This window comes from Sphingobium sp. (assembly GCF_048594625.1).
Classification (GTDB): Bacteria; Pseudomonadota; Alphaproteobacteria; order Sphingomonadales; family Sphingomonadaceae; genus Sphingobium.
The window spans coordinates 1-24,686 of sequence record NZ_JBMDWL010000112.1 but is presented as its reverse complement, the minus strand read 5'-3'; the positions used below and the strand labels follow the sequence as shown (position 1 = coordinate 24,686).

Sequence of the window (24,686 nt, the reverse complement as noted above, 5' to 3'; positions counted from 1 at the left end):
CGCCATCGTCGCGCGCGGCGTGCGCGCGGCGCTGGCCGCCGGGTGGGAACCCGCGTCGCGGGGGCGGCCGGTGATCTTTACCGTGGATGCGGACGGGAACTGATCAAAGTTTTTTTGAAAAATGCGCGAAACTGCGCATTTTCGATGCGCTACCAGCCCACAGCCCCGCCCGGCCAACCCATCAGGATACCATGTCTGGGTGGCCGGGCGGGGGTGTGGGCTGGCGCCGCATCGAAAATGCGCACTTTCGCGCATTTTTTGAAAAAACTTGGATCAGTTCCCGTCCGCATCCACGGTGAAGATGACCGGCCGCCCCCGCGACGCGGGTTCCCACCCGGCGGCCAGCGCCGCGCGCACGCCGCGCGCGACGATGGCGTCGTTCATGTGCAGCCGACCGCGCGGCAGGCCCTTCATCAGGCGTTTGGGCGCGGGAAATTCCAGCACGGCTTCGCGCTGCATATCCACCTGCATCAGGGCGATCGCCATGCCGCGCCAGCCTTCATCGTCGCTCCAGCGCGGCTCGCGGCGCAGTTCCCATTCATATTTGAAGCCATCGACATCGACGATGCCGGACATATTCTGACTTTGAAGCATCGACGCGCCATAGCAGAATTATGGATGCGATCCATCCGCGTCGTGGCGGCCCCTACCCCTCTATCAGGTCCAGATAGGCGACGACATCATTGTCGGTAGCCAGAAACAGCCCATCCTGCACCTCCGCCGGTTGCTGCTCCGCGACATGCAGCGCCTGACTGAGCGGGCCGTACATGATCGTCATGGCCGCCCCGTCATCGCCCAGATGATAGAGGCGCACGGTCGCACTGTCATAGGTGGTTCGCATGGCGTCCGCTTACCACAGCGGCGCGATCAAGTCAGCGGCGATCCTTGACCTTCATCGACGGGGCCAGTTCGTTGCTGCCGATCCGCACGGCGTCGTCGGTGAAATTGGCGACGAAGGTCGATCCGCGCTCTACGCCGGGGACAAAGCCCGCCTTGTTGCCGTCGATCACCAGACCCGCGCTGGAATGTTCGCGGCCTTCGGGCGCCACGGTGATGAAGGCGGACCAGTTGTCCTTGTCCTTGCCCTGCACCATTTCATTGCCCGTGATCGTGCCGACCGCGCCGTTGGACAGGTCGATCATATAGTTGGTCAGATGCCCGGCGCTGTCGTCGAAACTGTTGCCGGTGATGGTCACGCGGGCGGTGCGGGTTTTCAGATAATGTCCGCCATCGCCCTGATCGAAACGACTGTTGGTCACCACCAGATTGGCGAGACGGCCGATATAGACGCCATGCGCGCAGTCCAGGTCGCGGTCGCACCGGCCCAGCTTGCGGAATGTCGATTTGTCGATCGTCACCTGACCGCCGTCATAATCGCCGGTCAATATGCCTTCCTCGCTGTTACGGAACAGGCTGTTGCTGACGGTCAGATGGCCGTTTTCAAGGCGGATGCCCGCCCCGTTGCCGTCGGGCACGCGGATATTCTGGAATATGATGCCGTCGACCCGGCTCGCCTGCCCGCGCAGCACCAGCGCCGCCTTCCCTTCGCACGGCACGCCGTCGAAGATCGCGGTGCCCGGCGTCGCGGCGCGGATGGTGACGTCGCCGCCATCCTGCACGCCGCACTGATGATAGGTGCCCGGCGCCACGACCACCGTGCCGCGCCGGTCGCCGATCGCCGCCAGCGCATCGCCGATGGTGGCAAAGCCCTGCCCCGTTTCGGCGACGGTGAAGGGGGCGGCATTGCCCTGCGCTACGGCGGCAGAGGCAATGGCGATGGACGCGAGCAGCGTGGTGGACAGAATGCGCATAAGCGGCAGGATAGACCCGGCAGGGTACGGGACCAAGATGCGCGGACCGCCAATCTGCCGCTGCCCCGCTATGGGACACAGCCGAGGGCAAAGGTTGACGCGCGGCTGGAGACTGATGCGATCGGATCGGATCATCCTCCAGCCGTCTTTCATTCACCGCATTTTGCGATCCGTCCTCTGTTCCAGATGACGTCGAAATGCTCTAAATAGCCTGCCATGGATTTTCCCGACATCGATAGGGGCGCGGCGCGCCCATCTTCCCGTACGCTGGGCCTTGCCGCCTGCATCGCCCTCGTCATGGGCAATATGATCGGATCGGGCGTGTTCCTGCTGCCCGCATCGCTTGCGCCCTTTGGCTGGGATGCGGTGGCGGGGTGGATATTCACCATCGCCGGGTCGCTGCTGCTGGCCTTCGTCATCGCGCGGCTGACCGTCGCCATGCCGGACGCCAGCCCGTCACAGATGATCGCCAGAGCCTATGGCCCGCTGGCCGGTTTTTCGATCGGCTGGATCTACTGGATTTCGCTGATCATCACCAATGTGACCATTGCCGTCGCGGCGACCGCGAACCTGAGCAGCATGGTGCCCGCCCTGACCCGGCCGGGCATGGGCGCGGCCTGTTCGATCGCCTTCCTGTGGATGATGACCGGCATCAACCTGATCGGCGCGCGGGCGGCGGGCATGACGCAGATCGTCACCACCATCATCAAGCTGGTCCCCATCGTCGTGGCGCTGGCGCTGCTGGCGATCATCCTTGGCAATGGCAGCGCGCAGGTCGCCCCCTTCCCGGCGCAGGGGCTGACGGGCGCGGGCATCACCGCGTCGGCCGCCCTGACATTATGGGCATTGCTGGGATTTGAATCGGCGAGCGTGGCGGCGGACAAGGTGCGCGATCCGGGCCGCACCATCCCGCGCGCGACCATCATCGGCACGGCGGCGACGGGCCTTATCTACCTGATCGTATGTTCGGGCATCGCCCTGACCCTGCCCGCGGCGGAAACCCAGACCGGTTCGCCCTTCGGCGCGTTCGTCAGCCATTACTGGTCGGCGGGTCCGGCGCGGTTCGTCGCGATATTCGTGGTGATCAGCTGCCTTGGCGCGCTCAACGGCTGGACCTTGCTTCAGGGCGAAGTGCCGCTGGCGATGGCGCGCGCGGGCGAACTGCCGCGCTGGATGGCGAAGACCGATGCGAAGGGCACGCCGGTGCGCGCGCTGATCCTGTCCACCACGCTGGCCAGCCTGATGCTGGTGGCGAACAGCCTGCAGGGGCTGGTGGCGCTGTTCACGATGATGGCGCTGCTGGCGACGTCGGCGACGCTGTGGCTCTATGTCGGCTGCGCGCTGGCCAGCCTGCGCTTTCGCCTGGTGGTGCCCGCCGCCGCGATCGGCCTTGGCTATGCCTTGTGGACGCTGTGGGGTGCGGGCGTGGTCGCCAGCGGATCGAGCATTCTGCTGATGCTGGCGGGCCTGCCCTTTTACTGGTGGGCGCGACGGGAGCGCGGCGCAGCCTAATCATGTGGGGAACCACCGGGTGGGGGATGCCTGCGGAGACCTGCCTGCATCCCCCGGTAGTTGAACGGTGGGAACGCGAACATCGTCGCAATCGCCGTGCCAATATGGGGCGCATACGCAAAGCGGGGGCTTCCAAAGGTTAACGCCCGTCGCGCCATGACCGCGATTGTCAAAAATTCCGACATTTTCAGCCTTTTCAACGCAAAACGCCGCACGACGGCGACGATGATCGCCTATTGACTACATCCGTAATCGATGCGACTACATCTGTGGTTGTTAATAGTGAGTCGGGTGTCGGACAGGTGAGCGAGAAGATCAGCGAAGCGGAACTGGTGGTGATGGAAGCGTTGTGGGAAACCGCGCCGCAGACCGCCAACGACGTTGCCGACCGTGTGTCCGCCGACCGTGACTGGAGCCTTCAGACCGTCAAGACATTGCTGTCGCGGCTGATGGCCAAGGATGTGATCGACGCCGATCAGGATGGCCGCCGTTTCCTGTATCGCCCGCGCATCGCCCGCGACGATTATGTCGCGGGGGAATCCGGGCGGCTGGTCAACCGGCTGTTCGGCGGGCGCGTGTCGCCGCTGGTCGCGCAGCTGGCAGAACAGGATCAATTATCGGCGGACGACATCGCCGAACTGGAAGCCATATTGAAGGGGCTGAAATCATGAGCGTCTGGCTGGCCGAAACGCTGATCGCCACGACCCTGCTGATGGCGATGGTCATGATGTTGCGGCGGCCGGTCGCGCGCTGGCTAGGCGCTGGGGCGGCCTATATGCTCTGGGCGCTGCCGCTGGCGCGCATGCTGTTGCCTGCGCTGCCCGGCGATGTCGATCCGTCGCCGCTGCATCTGGCGGTGGATCAGGCGGGCCTGCCTGACCTGCTGGCGGCGCCGACGACGCTGTCCTCATCCGCGCTTTCCTTTCCCGGCCTGCCGGTCACAAGCGATGCATCCGCCTTTCCATGGCTGGAGGCGGGCCTGTCCATCTGGTTCGTCGGCACGATGCTCTTCATCGCGGTGCAGGCGGTCGGCTATATCCGGTTTCGCCGCCACATATTGGATGGCGCCACGCCCATCGGCGAAGAAGGCCGCATCCGCATCGTCACCAGCCCACATGCGTCGGGACCGCTCGCCTTTGGCGTATTCCATCCGCATATCGTGCTGCCCGCCGATTTCGCCCTGCGTTACGACGCGCAGGAACAGGATATGGCGATCGCCCATGAACGGGCACATCATGAACGGGGCGACCTGGCCGCCAACATGATCGCGCTGCTGCTGCTGGCGGTCCATTGGTGCAACCCGGTCGCATGGGTCGCCTATCGCGCCTATCGCGCCGATCAGGAAACCGCCTGCGACGCGCGCGTCCTGTCGCTTTACGGCCGCGATCAGGCCCATGCCTATGGCCGCGCCATATTGAAGGCCGCCGGTGGGCGTCAGTTCGCCGGTGCCTGTCATCTCAACCGCATAACCGCTCTTAAGGGGAGGCTGAAAATGCTGTCCAATCATGACATTTCGCTCCGCCGCATCAGCTGGGGCATGGCCGCCGTCGCGGTCGTCACCGCCACCGGACTGGCGCTGACCGCATCGGGCAGCCGCGCCGCACAGCAGATGGCGGCCATCACCGACAAGGTGGAAGGCGCCGATTTCGCAAAGCTGACCGATCTGGTGAAGCCGGTCGTGGCGCCGGTGGCCGCCGTGGCACCGGTTTCCGCCGTCGCAGCGGTCCCCGCCGTTCCGACCGTGCCCGCCACGCCCGCAGTCCGCGCCGACAGCTGGGCGCCGCCCGCGCCCGACGTCCCCGCAGCGCCGATCCCGCCCGCCGCCGACATGATCGCCCCGGTGCCGCCCGTACCGCCGATGCCGCCCGTCACCGTGCGCACCGAAAATGGCCGCGTCACCGTGACCCATGCCAATGGCCGGGTGGAAACCCATCGCTTCCCGACGCAAGCCGAAATCGACCGCATGGTGCCGAAAATGGATGTTCGCGAAGGATGCGACGGCAGCAACCAGACGATGTCGCGCCGCGAAATCGTGGATGCCAAGGGTCGCCGCACCGTCCGCATCCGCATCTGCAACGCCGCGATCGAGGCGCAGGCTCGCCGCGCCGAAGCGCAGGCGAGCCGGGCGGAGGCGGAGGCCGAACGTCAGGCTAGCCGGGCCGAAGCCATGGCGGAACGGCAGACGGCGCTGGCGGAACGGCAGGCCGCGCAGGCCGAACGCATGGGCAAGATGGCGGCGCGCCGCGGCCTGATGCAGGCCCGCACGCAGATCGCCAACAGCCGGATGCCCGCAAAGGACCAGGCCGACGCGCTGCGCGACATCGACGATGAAATCGCCAAACTCGACCGCGAAATGCACTGATCATGGGCGCAGCGGGCGCTATCGCCCGCTGGCCCACAACCGGCGCAAAGCAAGAGGCCGACAGGGCGTGATCCGATCATGCCTCGTCGGCCTCTTGCTTCAAGGAAAGACGGGGCCTCGACTTAGCTTTCCTGCTCTTGCCAAAGGGGCGAACAACTCCTCTTTCGAGCATGAACTGACCGGACTGAATCGGTCCACGCTCGAAATATCTCTTGCTTCCAGCGCTTTGCGATCCGTCATCTGGTTCAGATGACTTAAATTGCGTTGAGGCGCGACGCCTTAGATCGCCACCACTTCGGGCAGGATCGCGTCGAGCAGCAGCATGCCCGCAGGCGCCACCTGCAACCGGTGTCCTTCCAGCCGGACGAGGCCAAGGCCCGTCAGCTGTTCCACCGCCCGTTCGTCGATCAGCCGGTCCACGCCGATCCCCGACAGCGCGGCGATACGGGCCAGGTCGACCCCTTCGCCAAGGCGCAGCCCCATCAGCAACGCTTCGCGCGCCCGGTCGTCGCCCGCCAGCGGCTCCTCGCTCTGGATGCCATGACCGTTGCGGTCGACCGCGCCCATCCAGTTTTCCGGCTTCTTGTGACGCAGCGTCGCCATGCCGCCGCGCCGCCCATGCGCGCCCGGCCCGATCCCGGCATAGTCGCCATAACGCCAGTAGGTGAGGTTATGGCGGCTTTCCTGCCCCGGCCGCGCATGATTGCTGATTTCATAGGCAGGGATGCCCGCCGCCCCCGTCATCGCCTGCGTCAATTCATAAAGCGTCGCGCCATGATCGGGATCGGCAGGGGTCAGCTTCCCCTGCGCGACCAGCGTGGCAAAGCGCGTGCCCGGCTCTATCGTCAGCTGATAGAGCGACAGATGGCCGGTACCAAAGGACAGCGCGCGCGCCAGTTCCGCCTGCCAGTCCGCTTCCCCCTGATCCGGGCGGGCGTAGATGAGGTCGAAGCTGACCCGGTCGAACACGGACTGCGCGGTGTCGAGCGCGGCCAGCCCCTCCGCCACGTCATGCGCGCGGCCCAGAAAATGCAGCGCCCGGTCCTCCAGCGCCTGAAGGCCGAGCGAGGTGCGGTTGATCCCCGCCGCCGCCAGATCGGCAAAGCGCGCCGCCTCCACCGAATTGGGATTGGCCTCCAGCGTGATCTCTATGTCGGGGGTGAAGCCCCAGTGCCGCTGCGCCGCGTCGATTAACCTCTCGACCAGCGCGGGGGGCATCAGCGACGGGGTGCCGCCGCCAAAGAAGATGGACGACAGCGGCCGACCGCCGGTCAGGGCGGCCTCATGCGCCATATCCGCCAGCAATGCCGCCTGCCATGCGTCCACATCCACGCTGTCGCGGACATGACTGTTAAAATCGCAATAAGGACATTTGGAAACGCAAAATGGCCAGTGAATGTATAAGGCTTGCGCGTCAGTGGGCACGAATGTGCTGGCGGGGGTATCGGGAACCATGGCTGGGGGCGGCTCTAAAGAATTTTTACGGCTTTCGCTATGGGCTGCGCTCATGGTCGGGACCGGGGGCGCGCAGGCGTCCGAAAGCGTCGGGCCGGGCGGTGCGCCCGCACCGGTCGCGGCATCCGCGCCTGCCGCCGCGCCCACCGACGCAGTGGTGGCAGGCGGCGTCGTCATGCCGGCGGCCTATTATGGCATGACCGAAGCGGCGCGCGGGCCGGACCTGCTGCGCGCGGTGATGATCGACGCGCATAATGGCGAACGGGCGTCGCTGGGCCTGCCGCTGCTGGAATGGGACGATGCGCTGGCGGCCGACGCGGCACGCTATGCGCAGGATATGGCGCGCAGCGGCCAGTTCCGCCATTCGGCGCGCGCCAGCCGCACCATCCCCAGCGGCGAAAATCTGTGGATGGGGCCGCGCCGCCTTTATGGTTATGAGGTGATGGTCGGATCGTTCCTGGACGAAAAGCGGCTGACGCGGATGGACGGAAAACTGCCCGACCTCAGCAGCACCGGGCGCTGGCAGGATGTCGGCCATTATACGCAGATGATCTGGCGCGGCACAAAGAAGGTCGGCTGCGCGCTGGGCGACGGGCCACAGAATGAATATCTGGTGTGCCGTTACTTCCCGGCGGGCAACGCCTTTGGAAAAGGCCCGCTGGATGCCGACGACGATGCACCGGCCCCTGCGCCTGCGTCCATCGCGGGAACGCAGGTGGCGAGCGTCGCGCCCTGACCCGGCGTTCGGGTCATCGCAATCGCAGCGCATGATCCGATCAGTCTCGATCGGATCATGCCGTCATGGTCTGTCGTTGACCGTATTTTGCGCGCCGTCACCCGTTCCGGATGACGGCATAATGTTTCGGACAACGGCGCTTCAGATTACGGCGGCGACCAGCTGATCGAACGCCTTTGCGCGGTGGCTCATGGCATGTTTGGCGTCCGGGTCCATTTCGCCGAAGCTGATGGCATGGTCCAGCGGCTGGAACATGGCGTCATAGCCAAAGCCGTTCTCCCCGCGTGGCGGCCAGACGAGCGTGCCGTCGATCCGCCCTTCGAACGCCTCCACATGGCCGTCGGGCCAGGCGAGCGCAAGGGCGCAGACGAAATGCGCGCTGCGGCTGGCGTCCGGCCCCTTGGCCTGCACCCTGTCCCACACCAGCTGCATCGCCATGCCGAAATCCTTGGTCGGCCCGGCCCAGCGCGCGGAAAACAGGCCGGGGTCGCCGCCCAGCGCCTCCACGCACAGGCCGCTGTCGTCGGCAAGGGCCGGCAGGCCGGAAAGATCGGCCGCCTGCATCGCCTTCAGCTCCGCATTGGCAATGAAGGTGGTGCCGGTTTCTTCGGGTTCCGGCAGGTCGAGCGACGCGGCGGAAATCGGCTCGATCCCATAGGGGCCGAGCAGCGCGGCGATTTCGCGCACCTTGCCGGGATTATGGCTGGCGATCACCAGCCGGCCTGGCTTGAGTTTACGGATCGCCTGTTCCTGTCCGAAATCGTCGCTCATGGTATGACTATCTCCGTTCACTTCGAGCTTGTCGAGAAGCGGTTTGAAAGAAAGGTTCTCGACAGGCTCGAACCGAACGGGGAAAGCCTTAACGCCCCGTTGCGACATCCTGCGCGGCGAAGATCTTGGCGCAGCCGATGCGAGCAAGGCGCAGCAGACGCAGCAGCTCTTCCTCGTCATAGGCGGCGCCTTCGGCCGTCGCCTGCACTTCGGCGAACTTGCCGTCGCCGGTCAGGATCAGGTTGGCGTCGGTTTGCGCATTGCTGTCTTCGGCATAGTCGAGGTCGAGGACCGGCGTGCCTTCATAAATGCCGCAGCTGATCGCCGCGACCTTCTGAATGATCGGGTCTTCGGTCAGGGCGCCCGACGCCAGCAGCTTGTCCACCGCGATGCGCAGCGCGACCCAGCTGCCCGAAATGGCCGCCGTGCGCGTGCCGCCATCGGCCTGAATGACGTCGCAGTCGATCACGATCTGACGCTCGCCCAGTTTCTTGAGGTCGACGACGGTGCGCAGCGAACGGCCGATCAGCCGCTGGATTTCCTGCGTCCGGCCCGACTGCTTGCCCTTGGCCGCTTCACGGCTGCCGCGGGTGTGGGTGGCGCGGGGCAGCATGCCATATTCCGCCGTGACCCAGCCCGAACCCTTGCCACGCAGGAAGGGCGGCACCTTTTCTTCCACCGACGCGGTGCACAGGACGCGCGTGTCGCCGAAACTGATCAGGCACGATCCTTCGGCGTGGACGGTGAAACCGGGTTCCATGGTGATGTCGCGCATCTGGTCGGGCGCGCGGCCGGAAGGACGCATAGATATTCTCCGAAACATGTCAGGGCGGCTGAACCCGATGGGCGCCGTCAATGCGCCGAAAGGCACACTTACAGCGCCGCTTAGCGCCGGGCGGCCTCACTTGCCAGTGTCCAGAGCGCAATTTGGACGATATGAGGGGTTATGACGATAAAAATCCGGGTCGCCGCCGCCGCGCTGTTCGCGCTGACCGGCTGCATGGCAGAACAGGAAGGGCTGGAGCCGCCAAAGGCGCCGGGCGACGTGATCCGCTTTACGGCGGGGCGCTGTTTCGGGGCATGCCCGGCCTATAATGTTCTGGTGTCGCCCGACGGATCGGGCCTGCTGACGCCGGAACGCTTTACATCGGTGCCGGGGCCGACCCGCTTCACCCTGACCCGCGCGCAATATCGCAGGTTGCTGACCACGCTGGCGCCGCATCGCCCCGCGACCGGCACCAGCCAGCGGATCGACCAGAAAAGCTGCACCCGTTTCGCCACCGACATGCCCAGTTACAGCGTCGAATGGACCCGTCCGGGTCAGGCGGTGACGCGGCTCGACTATCAGTCGGGCTGCATGGACCCGCAATATGGCAGGCTGCGCGTGGCGCTGGCGTCGATCCCCAAGATCCTGGACGTCCAGCATATGCTCAATCCCAAGGCGGTGGCACCTTGAGCCTTTGCGCGACTGGCCCTAGATGAAGGGCATGTCGGTCACCCCGATCTCCGAACTCAATGATCGCGCGCGCGATGTCTTCCGCCTGGTGGTGGAAAATTATCTGGGCACCGGCCTGCCCGTGGGATCGCGCACGATCAGCAAGCTGGCGACGCTGAGCCTGTCGCCCGCATCCATTCGCAACGTCATGCAGGATCTGGAGGAGCTGGGCCTGCTCGCTGCGCCGCATACGTCGGCCGGGCGGATGCCGACCGAAACCGGGCTGCGCCTGTTCGTGGACGGGATGATGCAGGCGGCCGAACCGTCGGTCGAGGAACGGCGCGCGATCGAAGCGGGGCTGGCCGAAGGCGGACCGATCGAGGAAGCGCTGTCCGCCGCCACCGCCACCCTGTCCGGCCTGTCGGCCTGCGCGGGCATCGTCATGGTGCCGCGCCGGGAACCGGTGCTGCGGCAATTCGGTTTCGTGTCGCTGAATGATCGTCAGGCGCTGGCCGTGCTGGTGGGGCAGGATGGCTCCGTCGAAAACCGCGTGCTGGACCTGCCGCGCGGTGTGACCCCGTCGATGCTGAACGAGGCCGCGAATTTCATGTCGGCCCGCTTCACCGGCCTGACCCTGCGACAGGCGGGCGACCAGCTGGCGCAGGAACTGGAAACGGAACGCAGCGCGCTGGACGGCGCGGCGCGCGAACTGGTGGCGCGGGGCGTGGCGATATGGTCGCACGATGCCGACGACCGGCCGGTGCTGATCGTGCGGGGGCAGGCGCATCTGATCGACGACGGCACCGCCGCCGATCTGGAACGGGTCCGCCAGCTGCTGGAACATCTGGAGGGGAAGCAGGAAATTTCCCGCCTGCTGGAAAGCGCATTGGCGGGCAGCGCGACCAAAATCTTCATCGGGTCGGAAAACAAGCTCTTTTCCCTGTCGGGTTCTTCGGTCATAGCCGCGCCCTACCGTGGCGCGGATGGCCGGGTCGTCGGCGTTGTCGGCGTGATCGGCCCCACGCGCTTGAACTATGCGCGGGTGATCCCCATGGTGGACTTTACCGCACAGACGCTGTCGAGATTGATGAGATGAGCGAACACAAAGACAATATCGAAAATACCGAAATGGCCGACGCGCTGCCCGAAGACGCCGCGCCCGCAGGCGATGCCGCATCGGAACGGATCGCCGCGCTGGAGGCGGAACTGGCCACCGCGAAACAGGACATCCTCTACGCCCATGCCGACACGCAGAATGTGCGCCGTCGGCTGGAAAAGGAACTGGGCGACGCGCGCGCCTATGCCGCGACGTCCTTTGCCCGCGACATGCTGTCGGTTGCCGACAACCTCAGCCGTGCACTGGCCGCCATCCCCGCCGACCTGCGCGAGGATGAGAAGTTCAAGGGACTGGTCGTCGGTCTGGAAGCCACCGGCCGCGAACTGGAAAGCGTGTTCGGCCGCAACGGCATCACGAAACTGGAATCGGTCGGCCAGCCGCTGGACCCCAACAAGCATCAGGCGATGATGGAAGTGCCGTCGGCCGACGCCGCGCCCGGCACGATCATCATGGAAATGCAGGCCGGTTACATGATCAAGGACCGCCTGCTGCGCCCCGCGATGGTCAGCGTGGCAAAGAAGCCGGACTGAACCAACCGGGTTGTTTGTCCCGTTCGCCCTGAGCCTGTCGAAGGGCCCCACTTTCTAAAAAGAAGGGCGGGGCTTCGACAGGCTCAGCCCGAACGGAGATTTTAGTGTTGCACAACCTCAACCTCATCACCGACCGCCCGACCTTCGTCACGCATCTGGAATGTTCGCTGACCGGCGAACATTATGCGGCGGACCGGCTGCATGGCCTGTCGGCGGCGGGGAAGCCTTTGCTGGTGCGCTATGACCTGGACGCCGTGCGCGCGACCCTGACCAAGGACGCGCTGGCGCAGCGGCCCATGGACCTGTGGCGCTGGCGCGAATTGCTGCCCGTGCGGCAGACATCCAACATCGTGAGCCTGGGCGAAAACGCCACCCCGCTGATCCCCCTGCCCCGCACGGCGGCGCGGTTGGGCGGCGCGCAGCTGCTGGCCAAGGATGAAGGGCGGCTGCCCACCGCATCGTTCAAGGCCCGCGGCCTCGTCATGGCGGTGTCCATGGCCAGGGAACTGGGCGTGACGCAGGTTGCGATGCCCACCAACGGCAATGCGGGCGCGGCGCTGGCCGCCTATGCCGCCGTTGCGGGGATGAAGGCGATCGTCTTCTGCCCCGCCGACACGCCCGAAGTGAATGTGCGCGAAATCGCCGCGCAGGGCGCGCGCGTCTATCGCGTCAACGGCTATATCGACGATTGCGGGGCGATCGTGGGACAGGGGGCGAAGGAACGCGGCTGGTTCGACTTTTCGACGCTCAAGGAGCCGTACCGGATCGAGGGCAAGAAGACGATGGGGCTGGAACTGGCCGAACAGCTGGGCTGGGAACTGCCCGACGCGATCTTCTACCCCACGGGCGGCGGCACGGGCCTGATCGGCATGTGGAAAGCGTTCGACGAACTGGAAAAGATCGGCTTCATCGGGTCGAAACGCCCCAAGATGTTCGCGGTACAGGCGGAAGGCTGCGCGCCGATGGTTCGCGCCTTCGATCAGGGCGTGGAATTTGCCGATCGCTGGGAAGACGCGCAGACCATCGCCATGGGCATTCGCGTGCCAAAGGCGGTCGGCGATTTCCTGATCCTGCGCGCCGTGCGCGAAAGCGGCGGCGCCGCGCTGGCGGTGTCGGACGACGCCATTGCGGCCGCTGTGCGCGATGTGGCGCGCGACGACGGCCTGCTGCTCTGCCCGGAGGGCGGGGCGACGCTGGCCGCATATCAGCGCGCGCTGGACGAAGGGCTGATCGGGCGGGATGAACGCGCAGTGCTGTTCAACTGCGCCAGCGGCCTCAAATATCCGCTGGAGGATCAGAGCCGCACGCTCGATCGTCACGCCCCGATCGATTTCGCCGCCCTGTGACGATGACGGGTGGGAGGATGGCGGATCGGCCGTCCTCCCGCCGCTTCACCACGCCACTTCACCAGGCCGCCGCCAGCATATTTTCCAGCAATGTCGCAAAGCTCCAGCCATCCGCACGGGCGGCGATGGCGGACAGGCAATCCTGATCGTCGCGGCCGGGGCGGCCCGGACCGGTCATGTTGGGCTTCATGTTGAGGTCGAACAGCTTGTAATCGCCCTGCCCGTCCGCGCGGCAATCGATGCGGATCGTCGCGCGTGCGCCCACCAGCTGTGCCGCCCGGACGCAGGCATCCAGCATCGCCTGCACGGCAGGCTGCGCCAGCTCCGCTTCGTCGATCGCGACGCTGTTCGCCGTTACGGCGACGTCGCCATTATAGGGGGCGACGCCGTCCTCCTGGTTGAAGCGCCGCACCGGGCGCAGCGCCCGATGTGACCCGCCATCGACCGGCGGCATCACCGTCACCGTGACTTCTTCCCCCGCCAGATATTCCTCGACGATCAGCGTGTCGCCGAACTTCGCGCTTTCGATCAGGGCCGTGGCGGCAGCGATCAGACCATTTCGATCGGCAACGCGGCTGACGCCCTGACTGCCGCGCCCGCGCACCGGCTTCACGATCAGGGGAAAGGTCAGCCCCGCCTGCGCCAGCGCCGCCTGCACATCGGCCAGCGCGACGACGCCCGGCCGCCCATCCCGCGCCATCAGGAAGGAGCGCGCGACCGGCAGGCCCGCCTGTTCCAGCATGCGGTTGGTGCCGAACTTGTCGTCATAAAGCTGCATCAGGGCGGGCAATTGGCCCACGATCCGCACCTGCCCCATCACCGCCTCGATCGGATGCCCTTCGAACAAGACGCTGTTCGCCCACAGGATCGTCGCGTCCGCCGCGATGGCCGCCGCAATCCCATCCGCCGTATCGGGGAACACCCAGTCGAGCGGCCGGGTCGGGTCGGGATCGGCCACCGGGGTCAGCAGGTCATGCCCCCCTCCCGCAGCACGAAACCGATGTCCGCCCCGCCATCGGAATAGCCGCCCGGCTTTGCATCCTTGCGCAGGCCGTCGATCACCGGCGGGGGCAGCGCCTGATAGAGGATGGCGATCCGGTCCGGTTGCTGCGTCATGTCTTTTTGAAACCCTGCTGAAACGAAAAAGGGGACCAGCCCTGCGGCCAGCCCCCTTTTTTCAATTTATACCTGAAAATCCAAAACCTTAATATACGCGTGCCTTGGGCTTCACATATTCGGCTTCGTCGGTCATCGTGTAATCGTGGACCGGACGATAATCGAGCGTCACCTTGCCGCCCGAACCACCCCAGCCTTCGAACCAGCTGATGGTGTGCTTCATCCAGTTCTCGTCGTCGCGGTTCGGGAAATCCTCATGCGCATGGGCGCCGCGCGATTCCTTGCGGGCTTCGGCGCTTTCCATCGTGCAGATGGCCTGGCTCATCAGGTTGTCGAGTTCCAGCGTTTCGATGAGGTCGGTGTTCCAGATCAGCGAACGGTCGGTGACCTTCACATCCTGCAACCGCTTGTTGACCGCCTGCATCTGCGTCACGCCTTCGGACAGCAGGGCGCTGTCGCGGAACACGGCGGCATGCTTCTGCATGGTGCGCTGCATGTCCATGCGGATGTCCGCCGTCGGCGTGCCGCCCTTCGCATTGCGATAATGGTCGAGACGGCTGAGCGCTAGATCGGCGGCATCGGCCGGCAGCGCCCGGTGCGGGGCGTTGGGCTTCAGATTGTCCTTGAGGAACAGGCCGGTGGCGCGACCGAACACGACAAGGTCGATCAGCGAGTTGGAGCCAAGGCGGTTCGCGCCATGGACCGACACGCACGCCGCTTCGCCGACCGCGAACAGGCCGGGCACCACGACGTCGGGATCGTCGCCCTTCGTCGTCACCACCTGACCAGGATAGTGACAGGGGATGCCGCCCATATTGTAATGGACGGTCGGGGTCACGGGGAGCGGCTGGCGCGTCAGGTCGACGCCGGCAAAGATCTTGCCGCTTTCGGTGATGCCCGGCAGGCGTTCGGCCAGCACCTTGGGATCGATATGGTCGAGGTGCAGGAAGATATGATCCTTATGCTCGCCCACACCGCGCCCTTCGCGCATTTCCATCGCCATCGAACGGGACACGACGTCGCGCGACGCCAGATCCTTGGCCGACGGGGCATAGCGTTCCATGAAACGCTCGCCTTCGGAATTGGTGAGGTAGCCGCCCTCGCCGCGCGCGCCTTCGGTGATCAGCACGCCCGCGCCGTAGATGCCGGTCGGGTGGAACTGCACGAATTCCAGATCCTGCAGCGGCAGGCCAGCGCGCAGCACCATGCCGCCGCCGTCGCCGGTGCAGCTGTGCGCCGATGTGGCCGAGAAGTAAGCGCGACCATAGCCACCCGTCGCCAGCACGACCGCATGGCTGCGGAAGCGGTGGATGGAGCCATCTTCCATGCAGATGGCGATGACGCCGCGGCATTCCTTGCCGTTCGGGCCATCTTCCATGATCAGGTCGATGGCGAAATATTCGATGTAGAAGTCCGCGTCATATTTCAGCGACTGCTGATACAGCGCGTGCAGCATGGCGTGACCGGTACGGTCGGCCGCGGCGCAGGTGCGCTGCACCGGCGGGCCAGCGCCCATATTCTGCATGTGGCCGCCGAAGGGGCGCTGATAGATGGTGCCGTCGGCATTGCGGCTGAACGGCACGCCGGCATGTTCCAGCTCGATCACGGCGGCGGGTGCTTCGCGCACCATATATTCGATCGCGTCCTGATCGCCCAGCCAGTCGGACCCCTTGACGGTGTCGTACATGTGCCAGGTCCAGTGGTCCGGGCTGTTGTTGCCCAGCGATGCCGCGATGCCGCCCTGCGCCGCCACGGTGTGGCTGCGGGTCGGGAACAGCTTGGTGATGCAGGCGGTCTTCAGGCCCGCTTCGGCGCTGCCCATGGTCGCGCGCAGGCCGGAGCCGCCAGCGCCCACCACGACGGTGTCGTAGGTGTGGTCGATGATCTTATAGGCTTCGGTCATTATTTGACGATCCCGATGAAGGCGATCTTGGCGATCGCGAAAACGCCCGCGGCCGCGCCGCCAAAGGCATAGAAGTTCAGCAGCAGCATGGAGAAGAAGGCCAGACCCTTGTCATGGACATAATCCTCCAGCATGACCTGCATACCCATGCGCAGGTGCATGAAGATGCTGACCACCATCAGCATCAGCGGCACCGCGACCAGCGGGTTGGAAATCCAGCCGACGACGCTTTCATAGTCGAGGCCGGGCAGCGCGATCAGGCTGAACAGCAGCCACAGCACCAGCAACAGGTTGCCGACGGCGGTATAACGCTGCACCAGCCAGTGCTGCGCGCCATGCTTGGCCGATCCAAGACCGCGAACGCGGCCGATACCAGTACCCGTACCCATCAGAATTTCCCCGTGCAGATCGCGGCCCAGAAGGCCAGCGTGGCGAGCGTGGACAGGACGAAGGTCAGCAGCGACCACATCTTGTTGTTCTTCAGCTCATAACCCGCGCCCATATCGAGCACGAAGTGGCGAAGGCCGGAAAAGAGATGCTGGAAGAAGAACCAGGACAGACCCGCCATCACCAGATAACCGATCGGCGAAGTCGCGCAGGCGACGAAGGTCGCATAGGCTTCCGGTCCGGTCGCGGCGGCCATCAGCCACCAGATGAGGCCGAGTGCGCCAGCGGTCGCCAGACCGTTGCCCGTCACGCGGTGCATGATGGAAACGGCCATGGCCGGTCCCCATTTCCATATCGTCAAATGCGGCGAGAGTGGCCGGCTGGTGGTTCGCGCCATGTCTACCCTGGTCCCTAGATACTTGTCTGTGAGTCCGCTCCCCTTAGGAGCGATACGCCGATAGGGCAAGCAGTCGAAAGGATAGAAAGTCCCTGCCGTCCATCCGTGCCGTTTTCCCCATGTTGCTGTGCCGTTGCCGCACCGTCGGGCCGTTCCGCCCCGCCGCCTTCCCCCACAATGCGCCCGGACAGGATGGCCAGCGACCCGTTACGGCAAGGCGCGCATTTTCATGCAACCCGGCCTTGCAATTCGCATCAGGCATAAGAAGTGATTAACCAACCGGCGCTAAGGATCGGATCGTAACTGATAACGTCATAGCCAAGGGCCGTTCCTTCATGCCGTCCAACCTGTCCACCGCCGCCGCCACGTCGGAATATATGGCGGAAGTCGATCCCACCGGGGCCATCGCCCGTTCCGCGCGGGAAATCGGCGAACTGATCGGGGATGATCTGGCCAGCGTGGGCGCGGCTTTCTTTAGCAGCTATATGCGCGAAACCGGCCTGCGCGACCGGTTGAGCGGCGGGATCGTCGGGCGAATCGAGCAGGAAGCGGACAAATATGTGCGCGAAAAGTTGCTGCATTTTGCCGAAGGACGCTGGGCGCAGTCGGCGGCCGACTGCGTGCGCCACGCGCGCAAGCATGATGTGTCGGTGCGCGCGGTGCTGAACGCCGTCGCCGCCGCCAATGCCCGTGTGAGCGACCTTATCTGGGACCGCTGCCACGGCCATGACGATGCGCAATGCCGCCGCCTGCTGGGCATGATGTTGCAGATCGCGATGATCGACTCAGGCTTTATGAGCAATGTGCTGGCCAATGATCAGGCCGATGCGCAGCGCGTCGAACGCCAGCGTTACGGCACATTGTTCGAACAGCGGATCGTGGGCGAAATCGACGGCGCGTCGAAACTGGGCGAATCGCTGCGCGAACAGGCCAAGGATGCGTCCGCCGCCACGCGCGGCATGCTGGGCAAGGCGTCCGAAGTCGCCGCTGCCGCCGAACAGTCCGCGCTCGCCATGCGCGAAGCCGCCCGCACCTCCGCCGGTCTGATCCGCGCGATCGAGGATGCACGCACCGAAGTGGAAAGCGCCGCCGAAGTCGCGCAGCGCGCCTCCACCCAGTCGGGCGACGCGGTGTCGATGTCGGCCACCCTGTCCGAACATGCCAAATCGATCGAATCGATCCTGAGCCTGATCCGCGACATCGCCGGGCAGACCAACCTGCTGGCGCTCAATGCCACGATCGAAGCGGCGCGGGCGGGCGACGCTGGGCGTGGCTTTGCCGTCGTCGCGCAGGAAGTGAAGAGCCTGGCCAACCAGACCGCGCGCGCGACCGACGAGATTGCGGGCAAGATCGCCGATATTCAGGCCTCCACCCGCCAGTCGGTGGAAACCAACGAACGCATTCGCGACACGGTGGGCGAAGTGCAGGCCAGCGCCGAGCGCATCCGCCACGCCATGGACGCGCAGGCGCAGACCGTGACGATGATCACCGCCGCTGTCGACGAAACCGCACTGGCGGCCGATTCGATGTCCACCACCATTTCGGCGATCCGTCAGGACACCGAAGTCGTGGCGTCGGAAATCGATCAGCTGGAACGCGGCTTCGTCAGCGTCGAAGGCAAACTCGCCAGCCTGCGCCACGCATCGTCGGATTTCGGACGGCAGGTGGCGTAAAATTCGTCGATCGGCCTGAATATAGAGGCGCTGCTCATCTCAAGGTAGAGATGGCAGCACGGATGGGTGGTTTCCCGCCATCCCCCCTCCCGCCAGCGGGAGGGGGAACATGACCGCAACTGGCCCAAACCGCGCCACCCGCTCTCCCTGTCCCCATCCCGCTTTCCCTCCATCCCCCACTCGTCTAAAGGCGGCGGGATGAATGATGTTGCTTCTTCCGACCAGACGACCCTCGCGCAAAGCTGGAAAGTCACCCTGCCCTGCACCCGCGCCGAGGCCGAAGCGATCGATGGCGACATCGCCGCCTTTGCGATGATGGACCGGCCACCGGTGCTGATGACCAGCGAGGCTGCGCCCGACGATGACAATGTCTGGCAACTGGACGCCTATTTCGAGGGCAAGCCCAGCCCCGCCGCCATCAAGCTGCTGAAAACGCTGGTACCCAGCGCCGCGGGTACGAAGCCCGTCATCGAAGCGCTGCCGGATGAGGATTGGGTGACGCTGAGCCAGCAGGGGCTGGAAGCCGTCACCGCCGGGCGTTTCCATGTCCGCAACATCGCCAGCGACCCCGAACTGCCCGGACATATCAACCTGTTGATCGAGGCCGGTCGCGCCTTTGGCACCGGACAGCATGAAACGACGGCGGGCTGCCTTGCCATGCTGGACCGGATGCGCCGCGTGGGCATGCGGTTCCGCCATGTCGCCGACATCGGCACCGGCACCGGGCTGCTCGCCTTTGCCGCCATGCACCTGTGGCCGCGCATCCATGCCATCGCGTCGGACATCGATCCGGTCGCGGTCGAAATCACCGGCGACAATGCCCGCGCCAATGCCATTCCGCTGGGCGACGGGCCGGGCAGGCTGGCGCTGGTGACGGCGGCGGGGGGCAATCACCCCGCGCTGATCGGCCGGGCGCCCTATGACCTGCTGATCGCCAACATTCTGGCCGGGCCGCTGATCGAACTGGCGCCCGCGCTGTGCGCGCTGGTGGAGGATAGCGGCAGCATCGTGCTGGCGGGCCTGCTCAATGAACAGGCCGACGCGGTGATCGCCGCCTACCGCGCGCAGGGCATGCGCCTTGCCCAGCGCAGCAACCGGGGCGCCTGGCCCACGCTGCACCTGCGCAAGCGGCCCGGCATCGGCTGGAAACGACCCAAGCGCATCGATACGCAGGCCCGTGGCGAAGCCCCCGGCTTCGGCAGCATCTGACGTTCGCAAAGGAGCATTGCATGACCATCATCCGCCGCACCATCCTGCATGACGGGTTCGAAAGCCTGGCGGTGGTGGACGCCGCCGCCGGGGTCAGGCCCGGCATCCTGCTGTTCCCCAATGTGCTGGGAACGAAGGAAGCCGATTTCGCCTATGCGGAGCGGGTCGCGGCACTGGGCTATGCCGTGCTGGTCGCCGATGTCTTTGGACAGGGCAACCGCACCACCCGCGCCGATCCCGATGCGGGCCGGTTCATGAACGCGCTCAACGCCGACCGCGCGATGATGCGCGACCGGGTAGCAGCCGCGCACGCGGTGCTGAAGGACATGGCGGAGGTGGACGCGGCCCGCACGGCGGCGATCGGTTTCTGCTTCGGCGGCAAATGCGTGCTGGATCTCGCCCGGTCGGGCGCGGACATTGCGGGCGGCGTCAGCTTTCACGGCGTCTATGACGCGCCGCCCTTCCCCAATGCCACGATCGGCGCGAAGCTGCTCATCTGCCACGGCTGGGACGATCCGATCGCCCCGCCCGAAGCGACCGTCGCGCTGGCGAAGGAACTGACGCAGGCGGGATGCGACTGGCAGATCCACGCCTATGGCCATACCGGCCATGCCTTTACCGACGAAAGCGTGCATATGCCCGAAAAGGGGCTGGCCTACAGCCCCGATGCCGACCGGCGCAGCTTCCGCGCCATGGCCGATTTTCTGGGCGACCTGTTCGCGTAGAGAAGCATATCGCCCGATTCGCTTCCCGACAGGCCCGAAGCGAACGGGGACGGGGTGTCACCGCGTCGGGATGCGCCGTGCGCTCGCCACATGATGGGCGTGGGTGATGGCGACGGCCAGCGCGTCGGCGGCGTCCGGCCCGGCGATCTTCGCGCCGGGCAACAGGCGCTGCACCATGGCATGGACCTGATCCTTCGACGCGTTGCCGACGCCGACCACCGATTTCTTGACGAGCCGGGCGGCATATTCGCCCACTTCCATCCCCGCCCGCGATGCGTTCAGCAGGATGACGCCCCGCGCCTGCCCCAGTTTCAGCGTCGATTGCGGATTGACGTTGACGAACACCTCCTCGACCGCCGCGCCATCGGGCTTATGTTCCAGGATCAGGTCGGTCAGCGCCAGATCGATCGCCAGCAGCCGCGTCGCCAGCGACATGGCGCTGTCGGTCTTGATGTGACCATTGGCGATATGCGTCAGCCGATTGCCGTCCGCGGCGATCAGCCCCCAGCCGGTCGTGCCAAGGCCGGGGTCGAGGCCGAGAAGGATCATAGAAAATATATCCGTTCGCTTCGAGCGCAGTCGAGAAGCATGGCGCCTGGCGTGTCTCGACTACGCTCGACACGAACGGAGACAAGCATTTTAGCCCAGCTTTTCCATCACTTCGTCGGACACTTCATAATTGCCCCAGACGGTCTGAACGTCATCATCATCTTCCAGCGTGTCGACCAGCTTCATCAGCGTGGCGGCATTGCCTTCGTCGACTTCGACGGTTGTGGTGGGCTTCCACGCCAGCTTCGCGCCGTCGGCCGGGCCAAGGCTGGCCTCCAGCGCCTTGGCGACTTCGTGGAGCGCATCCATCGCGGTCCAGATTTCATGTTCGTCCTCATTGGACGACACGTCCTCCGCGCCCGCTTCCAGCGCCGCTTCGAAGATCGATTCAGCGTCGCCCGCGCTGGCGGGATAGGTGATGAGGCCAAGGCGGTCGAAGCCATGGCTGACCGCGCCCGATGAACCGAGGTTACCGCCATTCTTGGCGAAGGCGGTACGCACATTGGTGGCGGTGCGGTTACGATTGTCGGTCAGCGCTTCCACGATGATCGCGGTGCCGCCGGGGCCATAGCCCTCATAACGCACTTCTTCGTAATTTTCCGTGTCGCCCTTCGTCGCCTTGTCGATGGCGCGCTGGATATTGTCCTTGGGCATGGACTGGGCCTTGGCGGCGTTGACCGCCAGACGCAGGCGCGGATTCATGTCCGGGTCGGGCATGCCCATCTTGGCCGCGACGGTGATTTCGCGGCTGAGCTTGGAGAACATCGACGAGCGCTTCTTGTCCTGCGCGCCCTTGCGATGCATGATGTTCTTGAATTTGGAATGGCCTGCCATGGTCCTGAATTCTTATCTGCCGGTTGAAAGTGATGCGCGCCCTTACACCAGCGGCCGCCCAAAGGGCAACCGTCAGCAAAATGGCGTGTCCATCTTGAAAATGCGCGAAAGAGCGGATTTTTGGTTCCGCACCAAGGGCGCATTTCCAAACAAACAGTCAATATGTGATCGCGGTGCCCGATGCCGACACCATCAGCATCGATCCGTTGGACCCGATGACTTCATAATCGAGATCGACGCCGACGACGGCATTGGCGCCCATGGCGGCGGCACGCCCGCGCATTTCGCTGATCGCCTGTTCGCGGGCACGTTGCAGCACGTCTTCATAGGCGCCCGACCGGCCGCCCACGATGTCGCGCACGCTGGCGAACAGATCGCGGAACAGGTTGGCGCCCACGATCACCTCGCCCGTGACGATGCCCAGATAATCCTTCGCCGGCCGCCCTTCCAGACGGCTGGTGGTGCTGACGATGATGTCGGACATAGTCTTCTCCCGTTCGCGTTGCGGATCACCATCTCATGACGATGAGACGGTTTAACACAGGCTTTCGACGAACGCCGCATGCACGCAAGACGAACGGGTGAAGCGCCCCCCTTATTCCATGCCCAGCGCGGACAGGTAGGTCTGGAGGATGGCTTCCATTTCCTGACGGTCATGGGGCTGCATCTTCCGCAGGCGAATAATCTGGCGCATGATCTTGGCGTCATAGCCGGTCGCCTTGGCTTCCAGATAGACGTCCTTGATGTCGTCGCCGATGCCCTTCTTTTCTTCTTCCAGACGCTCGATGCGTTCGATCAGAAGGCGCAGCTGGTCGGCGGCGACGTTACCCTCGCTCATGGGATTCTCCGTATAAAAGTGCGAATGTGAATCAGGCTGGCGGACGCCTCTAATGACTGTCGGCGTTTTTCGCCACACTCTCCTGCATCTTTGCGATCTGTTGGGGCGTGGCTTCGCCCTGATGCTTGTCCTTCCACTGCGCAAAGGGCATGCCGTGGATGATTTCGCGCGCCTGATCGCGGGTCAGGCCCCCGTCCGCCTCCGCGATCCAGTCGGCCAGACAGTTGCGGCAAAACCCCGCGCTGCCCATCAGATCGATATTCTGGACGTCCGTTCGATGCTGTAAATGCATCACAAGACGGCGGAAGGCGGTTGCAGCAACCGCATCTGTGACTATGGTGTCGGCCATCGGCGTTGGAACCTCTTTCGCTGATCTACATAATCCTGTCGTGCAGCATGGATAACGCATAACGACGCACTGGCAATGCCAATGGGCAGGCCGGTAGCGATCATGAGGCTCAGGAGAAGACATGACGAAATTACCGCCCCGTTCACGCAAGGTTCGCATCCTGGCGACGCTTGGCCCTGCCAGCGATTCGCCCGAAATGATCCGTGCGCTGTTCGTCGCCGGGGCCGATGCCTTCCGCATCAATATGAGCCATGGCGCGCATGAGGATCATGCCGCGCGCATCGCTTCCATCCGGGCGCTGGAAAAGGAATTCGCCCGCCCCACCACCATATTGGGCGATCTTCAGGGACCGAAACTGCGCGTGGGCACCTTTGAAAAGGGCCTCGCCATATTGGAAACCGGCGCGCCCTTCGTGCTGGACCGGGACGAAACACCGGGCGACGCGCACCGCGTCAACCTGCCCCATCCCGAAATCTATGCCGCGCTGGTGCCCGAAACCCGGCTGTTGCTGGACGATGGCAAGATGGTGCTGCGGGTCAAGGCGATCAGCCACGACCGCATCGACACCATCGTCGAAGTCGGCGGCACGCTGTCCAACCGCAAGGGCGTGAACGTGCCCGACGTGGTGGTGCCCGTCCCCGCGCTGACCGACAAGGATCGCCGCGACCTCAGCTTCGCGGTCGAACAGGGCTGCGACTGGATCGCGCTCAGTTTCGTGCAGCGGCCGGAGGATCTGGCCGAAGCGCGCAAGCTGATGGGCGGCCATGGCGCGCTGATGGCCAAGATCGAGAAGCCGTCGGCCGTGCAGCGGCTGGAGGAAATCGTCGAACTGGCCGATGGCGTGATGGTCGCGCGCGGTGACCTTGGCGTCGAGCTGCCGCCGCAGGCCGTGCCGCCGCTGCAAAAGCAGATCGTCGCCACCGCCCGCCGCCTCGGCCGTCCGGTCGTGGTCGCGACGCAGATGCTCGAATCGATGATCAAGTCGCCATCCCCCACCCGCGCCGAAGTGTCGGACGTCGCCACCGCCGTCTATGACGGGGCGGACGCGATCATGCTGTCGGCGGAAACGGCGGCGGGCGACTGGCCGGTGGAGGCCGTCGCGATGATGGACAGCATCGCCAACAGCGTGGAGCGCGATCCGGGCTATATCGGCCGGCTGCACTATACCGAAACCCTGCCCGATCCCACGACGGCGGACGCGCTGGCCGAAGCGGCCGGCAATATCGTCAATGTCGTGGGCGCCAGCGCCATCACCTGCTTCACATCGTCGGGCAGCACGGTGCGCCGCGTCGCCCGCGAACGCCCGTCCGCGCCGATCCTGGCCCTGACCCCGCGCGACGACACCGCGCGCAAGCTGGGGCTGACCTGGGGCGTCCACGCCATCCGCACCAAGGACATCGGCAATTTCGAGGAGATGATCGGCAAGGCCCGTCGCATGGCGCTGCGCCACGACATGGCTGAAAAGGGCGGCAAGATCGTCGTTCTGGCCGGTGTCCCCTTCGGCACGCCGGGGTCGACCAACGTGCTGCACGTCGCCGCCGTGCGCGGGGATGAACTGACCGGCCGCGACTGACGGCCAGCGCGTCGGGGTGGGGCCCGGCGGGGGAAATACCCGCCCAGCCCCCCACCGG

28 protein-coding genes are annotated in these 24,686 nt (G+C 65.2%); 12 read left to right on the top strand and 16 right to left on the bottom strand.

The features are described from left to right. Nucleotides 1–273: 273 nt before the first annotated feature. The 3 genes from ACOJSJ_RS14620 to ACOJSJ_RS14610 are packed head-to-tail and all read right to left on the bottom strand — an operon-like array spanning nt 274 to nt 1,811. Nucleotides 274–594 carry a hypothetical protein gene (locus ACOJSJ_RS14620; RefSeq protein ID WP_420145704.1) on the bottom strand — a complete coding sequence of 107 codons (321 nt, stop codon included), beginning with the start codon at nt 592–594 and terminating at the stop codon, nt 274–276. Nucleotides 595–646: 52 nt separating this feature from the next. Next, nucleotides 647–841, bottom strand: coding sequence for a hypothetical protein (locus ACOJSJ_RS14615; protein ID WP_066863839.1), 195 nt, complete (start codon nt 839–841; stop codon nt 647–649). Nucleotides 842–872: 31 nt separating this feature from the next. Beyond that, complete coding sequence (locus tag ACOJSJ_RS14610; RefSeq protein WP_420145703.1) at nt 873–1,811, bottom strand: right-handed parallel beta-helix repeat-containing protein; 939 nt, start codon at nt 1,809–1,811, stop codon at nt 873–875. A gap of 216 nt (nt 1,812–2,027) precedes the next feature. Between ACOJSJ_RS14610 and ACOJSJ_RS14605 the strand changes: the two genes are divergently transcribed. The 3 genes from ACOJSJ_RS14605 to ACOJSJ_RS14595 all read left to right on the top strand — a co-directional run bounded on the left by ACOJSJ_RS14605 (nt 2,028) and on the right by ACOJSJ_RS14595 (nt 5,685). Beyond that, complete coding sequence (locus ACOJSJ_RS14605; protein ID WP_420145702.1) at nt 2,028–3,323, top strand: amino acid permease; 1,296 nt, start codon at nt 2,028–2,030, stop codon at nt 3,321–3,323. A gap of 302 nt (nt 3,324–3,625) precedes the next feature. Then, complete coding sequence (locus tag ACOJSJ_RS14600; RefSeq protein WP_420145701.1) at nt 3,626–3,994, top strand: BlaI/MecI/CopY family transcriptional regulator; 369 nt, start codon at nt 3,626–3,628, stop codon at nt 3,992–3,994. Further along, a complete protein-coding gene (locus ACOJSJ_RS14595; protein WP_420145700.1) occupies nt 3,991–5,685 on the top strand; it encodes a M56 family metallopeptidase in 1,695 nt (564 codons plus the stop codon). Before ACOJSJ_RS14600 ends, ACOJSJ_RS14595 begins: the two co-directional genes overlap by 4 nt. Before the next feature lie 279 nt (nt 5,686–5,964). Here the strand turns inward: ACOJSJ_RS14595 and hemW are convergent, their stop codons facing one another. Then, nucleotides 5,965–7,140 carry a radical SAM family heme chaperone HemW gene (gene hemW, locus ACOJSJ_RS14590; RefSeq protein ID WP_420145699.1) on the bottom strand — a complete coding sequence of 392 codons (1,176 nt, stop codon included), beginning with the start codon at nt 7,138–7,140 and terminating at the stop codon, nt 5,965–5,967. Between the two features lie 52 nt (nt 7,141–7,192). Between hemW and ACOJSJ_RS14585 the strand changes: the two genes are divergently transcribed. Further along, a complete protein-coding gene (locus ACOJSJ_RS14585) occupies nt 7,193–7,876 on the top strand; it encodes a CAP domain-containing protein (protein WP_420145698.1) in 684 nt (227 codons plus the stop codon). Between the two features lie 141 nt (nt 7,877–8,017). Here the strand turns inward: ACOJSJ_RS14585 and rdgB are convergent, their stop codons facing one another. Continuing rightward, entirely contained in the window at nt 8,018–8,647 is a 630-nt protein-coding gene (rdgB, locus tag ACOJSJ_RS14580; protein WP_420145697.1) for an RdgB/HAM1 family non-canonical purine NTP pyrophosphatase, read from the bottom strand. Nucleotides 8,648–8,735: 88 nt separating this feature from the next. Continuing rightward, the gene (rph, locus tag ACOJSJ_RS14575) at nt 8,736–9,452 is read right to left on the bottom strand and encodes a ribonuclease PH (RefSeq protein ID WP_420145696.1); all 717 of its coding nucleotides are present in this window, start codon (nt 9,450–9,452) and stop codon (nt 8,736–8,738) included. A gap of 141 nt (nt 9,453–9,593) precedes the next feature. On the opposite strand from rph, the gene ACOJSJ_RS14570 reads away from it, so the two are divergent. The 4 genes from ACOJSJ_RS14570 to ACOJSJ_RS14555 all read left to right on the top strand — a co-directional run bounded on the left by ACOJSJ_RS14570 (nt 9,594) and on the right by ACOJSJ_RS14555 (nt 13,075). Then, on the top strand, nt 9,594–10,103 hold the full coding sequence (locus ACOJSJ_RS14570; RefSeq protein WP_420145695.1) for a DUF6438 domain-containing protein: 510 nt from the start codon (nt 9,594–9,596) through the stop codon (nt 10,101–10,103). 31 nt (nt 10,104–10,134) lie between these two features. Next, nucleotides 10,135–11,178 (top strand): heat-inducible transcriptional repressor HrcA, encoded by a 1,044-nt coding sequence (hrcA, locus tag ACOJSJ_RS14565; protein WP_420145694.1) that lies wholly within the window; start codon nt 10,135–10,137, stop codon nt 11,176–11,178. Further along, nucleotides 11,175–11,729, top strand: coding sequence for a nucleotide exchange factor GrpE (grpE, locus tag ACOJSJ_RS14560; RefSeq protein WP_420145693.1), 555 nt, complete (start codon nt 11,175–11,177; stop codon nt 11,727–11,729). Before hrcA ends, grpE begins: the two co-directional genes overlap by 4 nt. 104 nt (nt 11,730–11,833) lie before the next feature. Further along, entirely contained in the window at nt 11,834–13,075 is a 1,242-nt protein-coding gene (locus ACOJSJ_RS14555) for a threonine synthase (protein WP_420145692.1), read from the top strand. 58 nt (nt 13,076–13,133) lie between these two features. On the opposite strand, the gene ACOJSJ_RS14550 is transcribed toward ACOJSJ_RS14555, so the two are convergent. The 5 genes from ACOJSJ_RS14550 to sdhC all read right to left on the bottom strand — a co-directional run bounded on the left by ACOJSJ_RS14550 (nt 13,134) and on the right by sdhC (nt 16,815). After that, nucleotides 13,134–14,033 (bottom strand): biotin carboxylase, encoded by a 900-nt coding sequence (locus ACOJSJ_RS14550; RefSeq protein ID WP_420145691.1) that lies wholly within the window; start codon nt 14,031–14,033, stop codon nt 13,134–13,136. Between the two features lie 5 nt (nt 14,034–14,038). Continuing rightward, entirely contained in the window at nt 14,039–14,191 is a 153-nt protein-coding gene (locus tag ACOJSJ_RS14545; RefSeq protein WP_420145690.1) for a hypothetical protein, read from the bottom strand. Nucleotides 14,192–14,279: 88 nt separating this feature from the next. Beyond that, the gene (sdhA, locus tag ACOJSJ_RS14540; protein ID WP_420145689.1) at nt 14,280–16,094 is read right to left on the bottom strand and encodes a succinate dehydrogenase flavoprotein subunit; all 1,815 of its coding nucleotides are present in this window, start codon (nt 16,092–16,094) and stop codon (nt 14,280–14,282) included. Then, on the bottom strand, nt 16,094–16,483 hold the full coding sequence (sdhD, locus tag ACOJSJ_RS14535) for a succinate dehydrogenase, hydrophobic membrane anchor protein (RefSeq protein WP_420145688.1): 390 nt from the start codon (nt 16,481–16,483) through the stop codon (nt 16,094–16,096). Before sdhD ends, sdhA begins: the two co-directional genes overlap by 1 nt. Then, nucleotides 16,483–16,815 (bottom strand): succinate dehydrogenase, cytochrome b556 subunit, encoded by a 333-nt coding sequence (gene sdhC, locus ACOJSJ_RS14530; protein ID WP_420145687.1) that lies wholly within the window; start codon nt 16,813–16,815, stop codon nt 16,483–16,485. Before sdhC ends, sdhD begins: the two co-directional genes overlap by 1 nt. A 440-nt stretch (nt 16,816–17,255) precedes the next feature. Here sdhC and ACOJSJ_RS14525 point away from each other — a divergent pair, with 440 nt between their 5' ends. The 3 genes from ACOJSJ_RS14525 (at nt 17,256) to ACOJSJ_RS14515 (ending at nt 20,485) form a co-directional block, all read left to right on the top strand. Continuing rightward, nucleotides 17,256–18,551 (top strand): methyl-accepting chemotaxis protein, encoded by a 1,296-nt coding sequence (locus ACOJSJ_RS14525; protein WP_420145705.1) that lies wholly within the window; start codon nt 17,256–17,258, stop codon nt 18,549–18,551. A gap of 198 nt (nt 18,552–18,749) precedes the next feature. Then, the gene (locus tag ACOJSJ_RS14520) at nt 18,750–19,760 is read left to right on the top strand and encodes a 50S ribosomal protein L11 methyltransferase (protein WP_420145686.1); all 1,011 of its coding nucleotides are present in this window, start codon (nt 18,750–18,752) and stop codon (nt 19,758–19,760) included. 20 nt (nt 19,761–19,780) lie between these two features. Continuing rightward, complete coding sequence (locus ACOJSJ_RS14515; RefSeq protein ID WP_420145685.1) at nt 19,781–20,485, top strand: dienelactone hydrolase family protein; 705 nt, start codon at nt 19,781–19,783, stop codon at nt 20,483–20,485. Nucleotides 20,486–20,542: 57 nt separating this feature from the next. Here ACOJSJ_RS14515 and ruvC read toward each other — a convergent pair whose 3' ends face one another. From ruvC to ACOJSJ_RS14490, 5 genes are all read right to left on the bottom strand, one after another. After that, on the bottom strand, nt 20,543–21,034 hold the full coding sequence (gene ruvC / locus ACOJSJ_RS14510; protein WP_420145684.1) for a crossover junction endodeoxyribonuclease RuvC: 492 nt from the start codon (nt 21,032–21,034) through the stop codon (nt 20,543–20,545). Between the two features lie 90 nt (nt 21,035–21,124). Further along, nucleotides 21,125–21,868, bottom strand: coding sequence for a YebC/PmpR family DNA-binding transcriptional regulator (locus ACOJSJ_RS14505; RefSeq protein WP_420145683.1), 744 nt, complete (start codon nt 21,866–21,868; stop codon nt 21,125–21,127). A gap of 157 nt (nt 21,869–22,025) precedes the next feature. Beyond that, nucleotides 22,026–22,352, bottom strand: a complete 327-nt coding sequence (locus ACOJSJ_RS14500; protein WP_420145682.1) for a heavy metal-binding domain-containing protein — start codon at nt 22,350–22,352, stop codon at nt 22,026–22,028. Between the two features lie 111 nt (nt 22,353–22,463). Continuing rightward, nucleotides 22,464–22,706: a DUF2312 domain-containing protein gene (locus ACOJSJ_RS14495; RefSeq protein ID WP_056683669.1), complete on the bottom strand. Its 243-nt coding sequence runs from the start codon at nt 22,704–22,706 to the stop codon at nt 22,464–22,466. A gap of 49 nt (nt 22,707–22,755) precedes the next feature. Then, nucleotides 22,756–23,055, bottom strand: coding sequence for a DUF1244 domain-containing protein (locus ACOJSJ_RS14490; protein ID WP_420145681.1), 300 nt, complete (start codon nt 23,053–23,055; stop codon nt 22,756–22,758). Nucleotides 23,056–23,176: 121 nt separating this feature from the next. Between ACOJSJ_RS14490 and pyk the strand changes: the two genes are divergently transcribed. Then, nucleotides 23,177–24,628, top strand: a complete 1,452-nt coding sequence (gene pyk, locus ACOJSJ_RS14485) for a pyruvate kinase (RefSeq protein ID WP_420145680.1) — start codon at nt 23,177–23,179, stop codon at nt 24,626–24,628. The last annotated feature ends 58 nt before the right edge of the window (nt 24,629–24,686 follow it).